This window comes from Streptomyces sp. NPDC004561, assembly GCF_053602155.1.
On sequence record NZ_JBSGDB010000237.1, the window covers coordinates 1 to 12,921 of the forward strand.

Annotated in this window: 11 protein-coding genes and 1 pseudogene; 5 read left to right on the forward strand and 7 right to left on the reverse strand. The window is 72.3% G+C overall.

Annotated elements, in window-relative coordinates; genetic code table 11:
* Both ACWEN3_RS27015 and ACWEN3_RS27020 read left to right on the forward strand, forming a co-directional pair.
* Positions 1 to 290, forward strand: a 290-nt coding sequence (locus ACWEN3_RS27015) for an ABC transporter permease (protein ID WP_452975912.1), incomplete at its 5' end; no start/stop codon positions are given.
* 8 nt (positions 291 to 298) lie between these two features.
* A complete protein-coding gene (locus tag ACWEN3_RS27020; protein WP_452975914.1) occupies positions 299 to 1,036 on the forward strand; it encodes a sirohydrochlorin chelatase in 738 nt (245 codons plus the stop codon).
* Between the two features lie 35 nt (positions 1,037 to 1,071).
* Here the strand turns inward: ACWEN3_RS27020 and ACWEN3_RS27025 are convergent, their stop codons facing one another.
* The 4 genes from ACWEN3_RS27025 to ACWEN3_RS27040 all read right to left on the reverse strand — a co-directional run bounded on the left by ACWEN3_RS27025 (position 1,072) and on the right by ACWEN3_RS27040 (position 4,144).
* A complete protein-coding gene (locus ACWEN3_RS27025) occupies positions 1,072 to 1,395 on the reverse strand; it encodes a hypothetical protein (protein ID WP_452975916.1) in 324 nt (107 codons plus the stop codon).
* A gap of 408 nt (positions 1,396 to 1,803) precedes the next feature.
* Positions 1,804 to 2,445 (reverse strand): mycothiol-dependent nitroreductase Rv2466c family protein, encoded by a 642-nt coding sequence (locus ACWEN3_RS27030; protein WP_452975918.1) that lies wholly within the window; start codon positions 2,443 to 2,445, stop codon positions 1,804 to 1,806.
* A gap of 82 nt (positions 2,446 to 2,527) precedes the next feature.
* Positions 2,528 to 3,472, reverse strand: coding sequence for a sigma-70 family RNA polymerase sigma factor (locus ACWEN3_RS27035; RefSeq protein ID WP_452975920.1), 945 nt, complete (start codon positions 3,470 to 3,472; stop codon positions 2,528 to 2,530).
* 120 nt (positions 3,473 to 3,592) lie between these two features.
* Entirely contained in the window at positions 3,593 to 4,144 is a 552-nt protein-coding gene (locus ACWEN3_RS27040; protein WP_452975922.1) for a DUF1697 domain-containing protein, read from the reverse strand.
* A gap of 412 nt (positions 4,145 to 4,556) precedes the next feature.
* Here ACWEN3_RS27040 and ACWEN3_RS27045 point away from each other — a divergent pair, with 412 nt between their 5' ends.
* Positions 4,557 to 6,806 carry an MMPL family transporter gene (locus ACWEN3_RS27045; protein WP_452975924.1) on the forward strand — a complete coding sequence of 750 codons (2,250 nt, stop codon included), beginning with the start codon at positions 4,557 to 4,559 and terminating at the stop codon, positions 6,804 to 6,806.
* 101 nt (positions 6,807 to 6,907) lie between these two features.
* Here ACWEN3_RS27045 and ACWEN3_RS27050 read toward each other — a convergent pair.
* Positions 6,908 to 7,178, reverse strand: a pseudogene (locus ACWEN3_RS27050) (glycosyl transferase); the annotation flags it as partial.
* A gap of 126 nt (positions 7,179 to 7,304) precedes the next feature.
* Between ACWEN3_RS27050 and ACWEN3_RS27055 the strand changes: the two are divergent.
* Positions 7,305 to 8,168: a phosphotransferase enzyme family protein gene (locus ACWEN3_RS27055; RefSeq protein WP_452975926.1), complete on the forward strand. Its 864-nt coding sequence runs from the start codon at positions 7,305 to 7,307 to the stop codon at positions 8,166 to 8,168.
* A 32-nt stretch (positions 8,169 to 8,200) separates the two neighbouring features.
* On the opposite strand, the gene ACWEN3_RS27060 is transcribed toward ACWEN3_RS27055, so the two are convergent.
* Together ACWEN3_RS27060 and ACWEN3_RS27065 are read right to left on the reverse strand one after the other, a co-directional pair.
* Positions 8,201 to 8,923 carry an exonuclease domain-containing protein gene (locus ACWEN3_RS27060; RefSeq protein ID WP_452975928.1) on the reverse strand — a complete coding sequence of 241 codons (723 nt, stop codon included), beginning with the start codon at positions 8,921 to 8,923 and terminating at the stop codon, positions 8,201 to 8,203.
* A 102-nt stretch (positions 8,924 to 9,025) separates the two neighbouring features.
* A complete protein-coding gene (locus tag ACWEN3_RS27065) occupies positions 9,026 to 10,264 on the reverse strand; it encodes an SAV2148 family HEPN domain-containing protein (protein WP_452975930.1) in 1,239 nt (412 codons plus the stop codon).
* Positions 10,265 to 10,634: 370 nt separating this feature from the next.
* Here ACWEN3_RS27065 and glgX point away from each other — a divergent pair, with 370 nt between their 5' ends.
* The gene (gene glgX / locus ACWEN3_RS27070) at positions 10,635 to 12,743 is read left to right on the forward strand and encodes a glycogen debranching protein GlgX (protein WP_452975932.1); all 2,109 of its coding nucleotides are present in this window, start codon (positions 10,635 to 10,637) and stop codon (positions 12,741 to 12,743) included.
* The last annotated feature ends 178 nt before the right edge of the window (positions 12,744 to 12,921 follow it).

Consider the following 12,921-nt stretch of genomic DNA (forward strand, 5'->3'; position numbering starts at 1 on the left):
CCTGGCACGTCACCCTGCCGGCGGCGCTGCCCGGCTACGTGGCCGGCATGAAGCAGGGCTGGGCGTTCTCCTGGCGTTCCCTGATGGCCGCGGAGATCATCGCGAACTTCCCCGACCTGGGCACGGGCCTCGGCCAGTTGCTGGAGAACGCCCGCACGGCCAGCGACATGGCCATGGTGTTCGAGGCCATCCTGCTGATCCTGTTCGTCGGCATCGCCATCGACCTGCTGATCTTCAGCCCGCTGGAGCGGTGGGTGCTGCGCAGCCGCGGCCTGCTGGTGAAGAGCTGAGGCACGACATGAGCGAACCGGTCCTTCTCGTCATCGCCCACGGCAGCCGCGACCCGCGGCACGCCGCGACCGTGCACGCGCTCGTGGAGCGGGTACGGTCGCAGCGGCCGGGGCTGCGCGTGGAGACCGGCTTCCTGGACTTCAACGTGCCCTCGGTACGGGGCGTGCTGGAGTCCCTGGCGGCGGACGGGGTGCGGGACGTCGTGGCCCTGCCCCTGCTGCTGACCCGCGCCTTCCACGCCAAGGCCGACATCCCGGCCGTGCTGCGGGAGGCGCCGGTGCGGCTGCGGATCCGGCAGGCGGACGTGCTCGGCCCGTCGCCGCTGCTGCTGTCGGCGCTGGAACGGCGCCTGTACGAGGCGGGGCTGACGCCCGCCGACAAGTCCTCGACCGGGGTCGTGCTGGCCTCGGCGGGGTCCAGTGACCCGGAGGCGATCGCGGTGATCGCCGACATCGCGCGGGAGTGGTGGCACACCGGTTGGTGCGCCGTGCGGCCTGCGTTCGCCTCCGCATCCCTTCCGCGCACCGAGGACGCCGTACGGGAACTGCGCGCCCTCGGCTGCGAACGGGTCGCCGTGGCGCCGTATGTGCTGGCGCCCGGCTTCCTGCCGGACCGCATCGCGCGCGGGGCGGCCGGGGCGGACGTCCTGGCGGAGGTGCTGGGTCCGGCGCCCGAGGTGGCGCGGCTGCTGCTGCGGCGGTACGACGCGGCGCGCCGGCCCGCGCTCCAGGTACTGGGCGCCTGAGTGGTGGCGGGCCCCGGTCCTGCGGGGCCCCGGACTCACAGGCCGAGGGCCTGGGTCAGATGCCGGGTGTAGGTGAGGCTGCCGGTGCCGGCCCCCGCCGTGATGGCGATGTTCTCCAGTGCGGAGCGGATGCGGCCGCGGTTGGGGGGCAGGCCGTCCTCGGCGGACAGGGCCAGCTCGCCCTGGATGGTCTCGCCCTGTCCGACGAGCCCCGGGTACTCCATGTGCAGCGACTCGGTGAGCCGGTCGGCGACGTTCATGAGGGTCGCCAGGTCCGGTGTGCCGTTGGTCATGTCGAGATGACCCGGGGCGCCGAAGTGGGCCGGGCCGTCGACGTTGCCGAAGTCGTAGGTGCTCATGTGCTGTCCTCGCTCGTGGTCGGAAGGGTGACGTTACCGATGCCGCGGGTGGCCGCTGCCGCCGACGACGTGGCGTCCGTGCCCTGCGGCGGCGAACACGCCGAGTAGGCCGAAAATCGCCACCCGTCCGGGTGACCGGTGTCCGTTGACCGGTTCCCGGACGCGGAAGCGGAGCGGTCCGGAGGCACTCGCACTTCACCCTAGGGACAACTCGGCGGGCTTGTCGCGTTGTTCGGCGACCGGACCCCCCGGAGGCGGGGACGTGGTAAAAGGCCGCCGTGGTCCGGCATTCCCCTGTGACGTCGGACCACGACGGCTCTTCGTTCTGCGCCGGGTGCGGCCCGCGTGTCACTGGCGCGGCGGCGCCGGCGCCCCGGAGCGGCGCTTATCGGCCAGCCCGCCTCCGGTTCAGTCGAAGCGGAGGGCGCCGGTGCGGGTCCGCTTGAGTTCGAAGAAGTCCGGGTGGTCGGCCAGCACCCGGAAACTGTCGAAGAGTTCGGCCGCCCCGGCGCCCCGCGGGACGGCGCGCAGCACCGGCCCGAACCACACCGTGCCGTCGACGTGCAGCGTGGGCGTGCCCACATAGCCGCCCGACTCGGGCTCGACGCCGGCCTCGTGGCCGCGGCGCACCGCGTCGTCGTACGACGGGTCGTGGGCGGCGGCCGACAGGTCCGCGGGCAGCTCGAGTTCGGCCAGTGACTCGGTCACGACCAGGTCGAAGTCCTTCATCCCGCGCTCGTGGATCCGGGTTCCGAACGCGGTGTACAGGTCGCGCAGCACCTTCTCGCCGTGCTGTTCGGCGGCGGCCACGGCGACCCGCACCGGACCGATCGAGCGGTCCACCAGGTCCCGGTACCAGTCCGGGAGTTCGTTCCCGGTGTTGTGCAGGTACAGGCTCATCACGTGGAACCGGAGGTCGAGCGGGCGCAGGCGCTCGACCTCCAGCATCCAGCGGGAGGTGATCCAGGCGAAGGGGCAGGCCGGGTCGAAGTAGAAGTCGACCCTGGTCGGCCCGGACTCGGTGGCGGTGGCGGTGTCCCTGTGCGTCATGACGGCGACGTTAGTGCGCCAGTGGCCCGGTGTCCCAGCCCAATCTCCGCCCACTTCCCTGGTCCATTCGCGGGTCCGCCGTTCAGCCGCCCGAGTCCACGACCGCGATCTCCGTCTCCCGCAGCCGTTCGGGCTCCGCCACGACGTCGATCCGGGTGATCCGGCCGTCCGCGCCGAACGTGAAGGCCAGGACCAGGCGCGGCCGCCCGTACGGCGCCATGACCAGGCCGATCCGGCCGCCCAGCAGGGCGGCCCCGGTGGAGTGGGCGCGGGCCATGGCGGCCATGGCGCCCCGGGCGACGGGCTCGGCACCGCGCACGGTGATCGGTTCGGGCGTGGGCACGACCAGCGCGTCGGCGTGCAGCACCACGTCCGGGGCGAGCAGCGCGACCAGGGCCGTGAAGTCGCCGCCGCGGGTGGCGGCGAGGAAGGCCTCGACGGCCCGGTGCCGGCGTCCCGCGTCGGGGGCGGGCGCGGGCGGCCGGCCCTGCACCCGGCGGCGGGCGCGACTGGCCAACTGACGTGTGGTGGCAGGGGACTTGTCCAGCAGCGGGGCGATCTCGTCGAAGGGCACGGCGAACATGTCGTGCAGCACGAAGGCGACCCGTTCGGCCGGGCTCAGGGCGTCGAGGACGACCAGCAGGGCGACGCCGACCTCGTCGGCCAGCAGCGCCTCCCGCGCGGGATCACCGGACCGGGCGGGGTCGGCCGACGGGGACTCGTACGCGCTCCCGGGGGCGTCGAGGAACTCCTCCCGCCGGTTGCGGCGGGCCCGCAGCAGGTTCAGGCAGACCCGGGTCACCACGGTGGTCAGCCAGCCGGTGAGGTTCTCGACCGCGTCGATGTCGGCCTGCCGGGCGCGCAGCCAGGCCTCCTGGAGGGCGTCGTCGGCCTCGGCGGCCGAGCCGAGCAGCCGGTACGCCACCGCCGAGAGGTGCGCGTGGTCCGCCTCGAACCGTGCGGCCAGCCGCCGTCCGGTGTCCGCCGGGGCGTCGTCCGCCCCGGCCCGGTCCGTGAACTCGTCCACCGTGCCCCCGCCCCCTTCGTGCGCACGCCGGGCCCGGTCGGTCCGGCGTACGGTCCGCGGCCTACGAAACGCCAAACGGCCCGGAAGATCAACCGGCTTGTGGCGCGAGGGCGCCGGCCGTCAGGCCTGCGGAGCGGTCAGTTCGGCGAGCTTGAGCACCGTGTTCCAGTTCCGGCTGGTGGCGATCAGGTCCTTGTTGAGCCGCCGGCGGGACAGGGCTTCGGCGAGCTTGGAGCGGCCCACGCCGTCGGGGGCGTACAGGTACAGACACCGGTCCCCGAGGCGGAACTCCTCCGGGAGGTGGGCGTCCGCGTCGATCTCCGCGTAGCGGTCCGGGGGGACGGGCGCGGAGAAGTAGGTGACGTGCAGTTGCCTGGCCTCGAGTTCGGCGGCCGGGAAGGGGCAGGCCGCCGCCACCGCCGCCAGATAGGCGTGGTCGCGCACGATCACGTCCACCGGGAAGCCGAACCGCTCCTCGATCGCCAGGCTCAACTCCGCCGCCAGGGATGCCTCGTCACCGTGGTCTGCGGTGAAGACGGCCTGACCGCTCTGCAGATGGGTGCGCACGCCGGTGTGGCCGAGGTCCGTCAGAAGCGTGCGCAGGTCCGCCATGGGGAGCTTCCGGCTGCCGCCGACGTTGATCCCGCGCAACAGCGCCGCATAGGTCGTCATCCGGCAACCATAGAGCGGCCGTCGTGCCCCGTGGGGGTGGGCACGACGGCCGCGCCCGCGCACAGTGCGGGCTCCGCGAAACTCTGACGGATGGGTGGGGGCCGGATCAACCTCTACACGCAGCTGTGACTTGTTCAACAAGGTTTCGTAATCACAAAGTGGATCTACGACGGCGGAACGGACATCCCACGACGCGCGAGGGACGCGAGTGCGCGGCGGACCCCGAGAGCCGTCCCCGAGAACCGCCGATAGGTGTAGGGGGTCGCCGTCCTCCCCAGTGGTGAGAGGGGGCACGGCCACCTCACCGGGCAGCACGACGAGATGGCTTTGTCCAGCCCATACCGTCGAAGCGGAGTTGTTCGAACGCGTGGCGGCAGGGGGCCGTCACCGCACACGAGGGGGAAGACCCGCGATGGGGAACAGGGACGTGCGGGTGCGGGGGCTGGCCGCCCGCGCCGGCGGCTGGAGCGCCCGGCACCGCTGGGCGGCCGTCGGCATATGGGTGCTGTTCGTCGTGCTGGCGATGGGGCTCGGCTCGGCGGCGGGCCGTGTCGACGTGAACGAGGGCGACCAACTCAAGGGCGAGACCCACACCGCCGCGCAGATCATCGACGACGCGGGGATCAAGGAGCCGGCCGCCGAGACCGTCCTGATCCAGTCCAGGGCCGGTGACGTACCGGCGACCAGCGGCGAGTTCCGTGCGGCCGTCGCCGACGTCGTCAAGGCCGTCGGCACCACCGGCAGGGCGATCGACGTGACCTCGCCCTACGACACCCACACCATCTCCCGCGACGGGCGCAGCGCGCTGGTGCAGTTCGACCTGCGCGGCGACGCCAAGACGGCCGCCGACCGGGTGCAGCCGGTGCTGGACGCCGTCGCCGGGGTGCAGAAGCGGCACAGTGGCCTGCGGATCGAGGAGATCGGCGGCGCCAGCATGCAGAAGCAGTACAAGGACGCCTTCGGTGACGACTTCCAGAAGGCCGAGTTCTCGGCGGTGCCGGTGGCCCTCGGCATCCTGCTGATCGCCTTCGGCGCGCTGGTGGCCGCGCTGCTGCCGGTGGCCCTCGCGATCACCGCGATCATGGCGACGATGGGCCTGATGGGCATCGTCAGCCATCTGCAGCCGATGAGCGACACCGCCAACTCCGTGATGCTGCTGGTCGGTATGGCCGTCGGCGTCGACTACTGCCTGTTCTACCTGCGCCGTGAGCGCGAGGAGCGGAACGCCGGCCGGGACCCGGGCACGGCACTGCGGATCGCCGCCGCCACCAGCGGCCGGGCGGTCATCGTCTCCGGTGTCACGGTCTGCGTGGCCATGGCGGGCATGCTGTTCACCGGGCTCGCCGAGTTCGAGGCGATGGGCCTGGCCTCGCTGATGGTCGTGGCGGTCGCCATGGTCGGGTCGGTCACCGTGCTGCCGGCGCTGCTCTCGCTGCTCGGTGAGCGGGTGGAGAAGGGGCGGATCCCGTTCCTGAGCCGCCGGCGGCCCAAGCGGACCGCGGACGAGGGCAGCCGCTTCTGGACGGCCGTGCTGCGGGGCGTGCTGGCCCGGCCGCTGGTCTCCGTCCTCGTGGCGGTCGGCGCGCTGCTGGCGATCGCCGCGCCCGCGCTCGGCATGAAGACGCAGCAGCTCACCCTGGACCAGGAGTTCGGGAACTCGCTGCCCATCGTGCAGACGTACAACCGCATCAACGACGCCTTCCCGGGCGGCAGCGAGCCGGCCCAGGTCATCGTCAGGGCCAAGGACATCAACGCGCCCGAAGTCCGCCAGGCCCTTGCCGACTTCAAGCAGCGGGCGATCGCCTCGGGCGCCTCGCGCGGCCCTGTCGACATCAAGCTGCACGACGCGCAGAACGTGGCCGTGGTCTCCGTGCCGCTGGTCGGCGGCTCGGACATGGACCGGGCGGTCAAGAGCCTCGACAAGCTGCGCGACGAGGTGCGGCCCGCCACGCTCGGCAGGATCGCGGGCGTCGAGGCGCCGATCACCGGTCAGGTCGCCGGCAACCACGACTTCAACGACCAGTTGCTCGGCTCCGTCGTCCCGGTCTTCGCGTTCGTGGTCGTCTTCGCCTTCCTGCTGATGCTGCTGTCGTTCCGCTCGCTGACCGTCGCGCTCACGTCGATCGTGCTCAACCTGCTCTCGGTGGGCGCCGCCTACGGCATCCTGGTCGCCGTCTTCCAGCACGGCTGGGGTGCCTCGCTGGTGGGCGCGCACGGGGTCGGCGCGATCGTGACCTGGCTGCCGCTGTTCCTGTTCGTGATCCTGTTCGGGCTGTCCATGGACTACCACGTGTTCGTGGTGTCCCGGATCCGCGAGGCCCGGACGCGCGGGCGCGACACGAAGGACGCGATCCGGCACGGCGTGGTCACCACGGCCGGGGTGGTCACCAGCGCCGCGGTCATCATGGTCGCCGTGTTCGCGATCTTCGGCACGCTGTCCATGCAGTCCATGAAGCAGATGGGCGTGGGTCTTGCCGCCGCGGTGCTCATCGACGCCACCGTCATCCGCGGGGTGCTGCTGCCGGCGGTGATGGCGCTGCTGGGCGAGCGCAACTGGTACCTGCCGAAGTGGCTGCACCGGCTGCCGGACCTCACCCACGACGAGGCCCCCGAGGCGGTCGTGGCACCGGCGCGCGGGGAGGACGAGCGCCTGCCGGTCTGATCCCGGCGGCTCGCACCGGGCCCGTCGGCCCTCCCGGAGAGCCGACGGGCCCTGCCCTTTCCGCGGCCGGGCCGCTCATCGTGCCCGCGGAAGCTAGGCGCCGCCCTCCCGGCCTGGATCTCCTTCAGCCGCCGGGCCGCCTCGGGGTCGTCGAGGAGCGCCGTCGCCACCGCGCACAGCCGCTGCGGTGGCCTCCTCGGTGGACAGCCGCCGGGCCACGCCGAGGGCCTGGAGCATGTCGGCGTTGCCGAACCGGTCGACGGCCCGCGGTACGGCGATCACCGGCATGGCAGTGGCCGGGCCGCTCCTGGCTGCCGTCGGCGTGACGAACAGGTCGGCCCGCCGCGGGACGGTCAACTGCGGCACCAAACTGTGCGCTTCGGGCAGTGGTGGGCGAGCCCGCCGAGGGCCCGCGCATCCGGTCCCACCTGTGCGAATGCGAGACTGGCCGGGGACGGCGCGACCGGTCCGGAACGACGGCGGCACGGAGGGACGAGGATGGACGAGGCACGGGCGCGGGTCGTACTGGCCGCGGCGGGAGTGCTGCCGGGCCCGGCCCGGGACGCGCGGCTCCTCGCCCTCGGCGAGAACGCGGTGTTCGCCGCCGGCGACCTGGTGGTCAAGGTGGGACGCGACGCCGAACTGCTGGAGCGGGCCGGGCGCGAGCTGGACATCGCCCTCTGGCTCGCCGGGGCCGGTGTCCCGGCGGTGCGGGCGGCCGAGCCCGAGCCGCGGCTGGTGGCGGGCCACCCGGTGACGGTGTGGCACCGGCTGCCCGCCGCGGTGCGGCCCGCCGGGCCGCGGGACCTGGCCGGACTCCTGAGGATCGTGCACGCACTCCCCGCTCCTCCCTTCGCGCTGCCGCCGCGCGTACTGCTGGGCGGCGTGGAGCGCTGGCTGCGGCTCGCGGGTGACGCGATCGACCCGGCGGACGCGGACTACCTCCGCGAGCGCCGGGACGGCTTCGCGGCGGCCGCGGCCGCCCTGACGCCCCGCCTGGCCCCGGGCCCGATCCACGGCGACGCGCTGCCCCGCAACGTCCATGTCGGGCCCGACGGACCGGTCCTGGTCGACCTGGAGACCTTCTCCGCCGACCTGCGCGAGCACGACCTCGTGGTGATGGCCCTCTCCCGCGACCGGTACGGGCTGCCGGCCGAGGCGTACGACGCCTTCACCGAGGCCTACGGCTGGGACGTGCGGGAATGGGAGGGGTGCCCGGTGCTGCGGGGCGCCCGTGAGACGGCCAGCTGCGCCTGGGTGGCCCAGCACGCGCCGAGCAACCCCAAGGCGCTGGCCGAGTTCCGCCGCCGGGTCACGTCACTGCGCGACGGGGACGAGACCGTGCGGTGGTATCCGTTCTGAGCGGTGTCCTTTCCGAGCCGGCGCCGGCCGGCTCACACCGTCTCGGCCGCCGGCTCCCGCAGCGGCCACGTGCCGTCCACCACCGCCGCCGGGTCCCCCTTGCGGCGCAGGAAGGCCTGGAAGTCCGCCGCCCACCGCGCGTACCACTCGATCTGACTGCGGTGCAGTTCCGCCGGGCCCAGGGCGGCGATCTTGGGGTGGCGGTCGGCTATCGCGGTGGCGAGGCGAGCCGCGGCGAGGGCGTCCGCACAGGCGTCGTGGGCCGCGCCGAGGACTATGCCGTACTCGGCGCACACCGCTTCCAGGTTCCGCTTGCCGCGGCGGTAGCGGTCCACCCAGCGGTCGATGGTGTAGGGGTCGACGACCGGGGCGGGGGCGAGGCCGCCCAGGCGGTCGGAGAGGGACGGCAGGCCGTAGCGCCGCAGCTCGGCGGAGAGCAGGGTGAGGTCGAAGGCCGCGTTGTAGGCGACGACCGGGACGCCCACCCTCCAGTGGGACACCAGGACCTCCGCGATGGCGTCGGCCACCTGGTCGGCCGGTCTGCCCTCGGCCGCCGCGCGTTCGTTGCTGATGCCGTGCACCGCCACCGCGTCGGCCGGGATCTCCACGCCCGGATCGGCCAGCCATTCCCTGCGCGCCATGGGCTCACCGGCCCTGACCTCGATCACGGCGCCGGTGACGATGCGCGCCTCGCGCGGATCCGTTCCGGTCGTCTCCAGGTCGAAGCCGATCAGCAGCTCCCGGTGCCAGCCCATGGGCGGCCCCCCTTCTTGGTGGTGCTTTCCCCCAGTGGTCTCCACCCTCGCACGCGGCACTGACAATCCGAGGACCGCGTTCCGCTTGCCCTCAGGGACAGTTCAGGACACCGGGCGCGAATCCACCCAAGCCAGCTCGAATTCCTCGCGGTATGTCGGGAAGAGCCCGGCTTCGACCACGTCGTCCGACTTGACCAGCCGGCTGCCGTTGCGCAGCACCAGGACCGGCGACTCCATCCCGCGCGCCCCGCGCAGATAGGACTGCACCACGGCGATGCCGTCGGCGCCGTCGCCGTCCACCAGATAGGCGGTGAAGCGGGGCGTCTCGTCGTACACCTGGATCTCGAAAGCGCCCGGGTCGCGCAGCCGGGACCGCACCCGGCGCATGTGCAGGATGTTCATCTCGACGGAGCGGCTCAGTTCGCCCCGTTTCATCCCGAGTTCGCGCTCGCGGCGCTTGACCGAGCTGGAGGCGGGGTTGAGGAAGAGCAGCCGCACCCGGCAGCCGGACTCGGCGAGCCGGACCAGGCGCCGCCCGGAGAAGTTCTGCACCAGCAGGTTGAGGCCGATGCCGATGGCGTCGAGCCTGCGGGCGCCGCCGAAGATGTCCTCGGCCGGGAACTGGCGCAGCAGCCGCACCCGGTCCGGGTGGACGGCGACGACGTCGGCGTACCGGTCGCCGACCAGGTCCTCGACCGCGTCGACCGGCAGCCGGCGGGCGGAGGGCACGTCACCGCCCGCGCCGAGCACCTCCAGGAGCCGGGCCGAGGCCCGCTCGGCCTGGCTCAGGACCGCCTCGGACAGGGCCCGGTTGCGGGAGACGACGTTGCGGGTCACCTCCAGTTCGTCCAGGGCGAGTTCGAGGTCGCGGCGCTCGTCGAAGTAGGGCTCGAAGCAGGGCCAGTGCTGCACCACCAGCTCGCGCAGCTGGGGCAGGGTCAGGAAGCTGAGCACGTTGTCGTCGGCCGGGTCGAGCAAGTAGCCCTTGCGGCGGCTGACTTCGCGGACGGCGACCGCGCGCTGCACCCACTCCTGCCCGGCCGGGCCGGCCGCGGCGACCACCCAGTCGTCGGCGTGCACGGGTTCGTAGATCGGCCGCAGGACCGCGGCCACGACCGCGCGCAGCCGCTGTTCCACGAGGTTCAGCCAGATGTAGGCCCGGCCCGCTCGCTGGGCGCGGGTGCGCACCTCGTGCCAGGCGTCGGCGTCCCAGTCCAGCTCCGGCCCGATGGAACCCGCGTCCATCGGCCGGGCCAGGGACACCGCGCCGGGCGGGACGTCTGTGGAGTTTCCCTCGTGACCCTCGTCACCAGGGGGCAGCTCCAGCCCTCCCGAGCCCACCCGTGCACCGCCTTCCGCTCCCGGGCCTTCCGGTCTCAACGATCAAGGAAGGGTACTCCGGGAGCGCTGCGCGGTGCAGCCGGATGGACAGGTCGGTTTCTCAACTGTTCCCCTCAACTGAGCGGCATTTCAGAGCCGTTCCGTCCTGCCCGGGCGACGGGGGTGAGCGGATTCATAACCGCGGCTCACCCTGCCCGGCCGGCGGCGCCCGAGGGGCCGGTTCCGTGGCCCCGGCCGCCCCTTCGTCACCCGGCCGGAGGCCGCCGCTCGGTGCTCCGGGCATGTGCGATGCGGGGTTGCCGCACTTTTCGGGAAGACTCGGTGGGGAACGCGACCACAGTCGGGGTGCACACCTGGGAGAGTCGTATCCATGCAGGTCTGGCCTGGAGAGGCGTATCCGCTCGGCGCCACGTACGACGGCGCGGGAACCAACTTCGCGGTCTTCACGGAGGCCGCGGACCGAGTAGAGCTGTGTCTGCTGCACGACGACGGCTCGGAGACGGCGGTGGAACTGCGCGAGAGCGACGCGTTCGTGCGGCACGCGTACATGCCGGGGGTGATGCCGGGACAGCGGTACGGGTTCCGGATCCACGGCCCGTACGATCCCGGGCGCGGACTGCGCTGCAACTCGGCGAAGCTGCTGCTCGACCCGTACGCGAAGGCGGTCAGCGGCTCGGTGCGTTGGGGCGAGGAGGTGTACGGCTACCACTTCGGCGCGCCCGACGAGCGCAACGACCTGGACTCGGCGCCGCACACCATGACCTCGGTGGTGATCAACCCGTACTTCGACTGGGGCGACGACCGGCCCCCGCGCACCGACTACCACCACACGGTGATCTACGAGGCCCATGTGAAGGGCCTGACCATGCGCCACCCGGGGCTGCCCGAGGAGCTGCGCGGCACGTACGCGGCGCTCGCCCACCCCGCGATCATCGAACACCTGACCAAGCTCGGGGTGACGGCCCTCGAACTGATGCCCGTACACCAGTTCGTCAACGACCACCGGCTCGGCGACATGGGCCTGAGCAACTACTGGGGCTACAACACCATCGGCTTCTTCGCCCCGCACAACGCGTACGCCTCCTGGGGCGACCGCGGCCAGCAGGTGCTGGAGTTCAAGTCGGCGGTCCGCGCGCTGCACGAGGCCGGGATCGAGGTCATCCTGGACGTCGTCTACAACCACACCGCCGAGGGCAACCATCTGGGCCCGACGCTGTCCTTCAAGGGCATCGACAACCCGTCGTACTACCGGCTCACCGACGATCCGCGCTACTACATGGACACCACGGGCACCGGCAACTCGCTGCTCATGCGGTCCCCGCACGTGCTCCAGCTGATCATGGACTCGCTGCGGTACTGGGTCACCGAGATGCACGTCGACGGCTTCCGCTTCGACCTCGCGGCGACCCTGGCGCGGCAGTTCCACGAGGTGGACCGGCTGTCGTCGTTCTTCGACCTGGTGCAGCAGGACCCGGTGGTCTCCCAGGTGAAGCTGATCGCCGAGCCGTGGGACGTGGGCGAGGGCGGCTACCAGGTGGGCAACTTCCCGCCGCTGTGGACCGAGTGGAACGGCAAGTACCGCGACACGGTGCGGGACCTGTGGCGGGGCGAGTCGCGGGCGCTCGCGGAGTTCGCCTCCCGGCTGACCGGCTCCTCCGACCTCTACCAGGACGACGGCCGCCGGCCGCTCGCCTCGATCAACTTCGTCACCTGCCACGACGGCTTCACGCTGCACGACCTGGTGTCTTACAACGACAAGCACAACACGGCCAACGGCGAGGACAACCGGGACGGCGAGAGCCACAACCGGTCCTGGAACTGCGGGACGGAGGGAGACACCGACGAGCCGGAGGTGCTGCGGCTGCGCGCCCGCCAGATGCGGAACTTCGTCGCCACGCTGATGCTGTCCCAGGGCGTGCCGATGATCAGCCACGGCGACGAGTTCGCGCGCACCCAGCGCGGCAACAACAACGCCTACTGCCAGGACAACGAGCTGTCCTGGCTGCACTGGCCCGAGGACGGCGGCGAACTGCTGGAGTTCACGCGCGCGATGGTGTGGCTGCGCCGTGACCACCCGGTCTTCCGGCGGCGCCGCTTCTTCCACGGCCGTCCGGTGGAGGGCACCCACGACGACCTGTCGGACGTCGCGTGGTTCACTCCGGAGGGCGCGGAGATGGCCCAGCGGGACTGGCATTCGGCGCAGGCGTCCGCCCTGACGGTGTTCCTCAACGGCAACGCGATCTCCGAGCCGGGACCGCGCGGGGAACGCATCGGTGACGACTCCTTCCTGCTGATGTTCAACGCCTCCCCCGAGCCGCTGGACTTCCTGGTGCCGGTCGACCACGGCCGGCAGTGGCAGGTGGTGGTCGACACGAGCCGCCCGGAGGGGGTGCCGCCGGGCACGGGCGCGAAGGTCGGCGCCGGCGACCGGCTCACCCTGCCGGACCGAAGCCTGACGGTGCTCCAGCGACCGGCGTAGCCGACCGGCCCGGGCCACGGTCACAGAACTGTGCCGGAGAGCGGGCCGGATGGGCGGGCCGAGTGAGCGGCACAGTGCCGTGCCCCGGCCAGGAGCCTTTCCAGGGCACGGTAGGCGGCAAGGGTCTTGTCGAACTCGGACGGCAGGGCCTGGTGCAGGATCAGCAGGTCGATCCGGT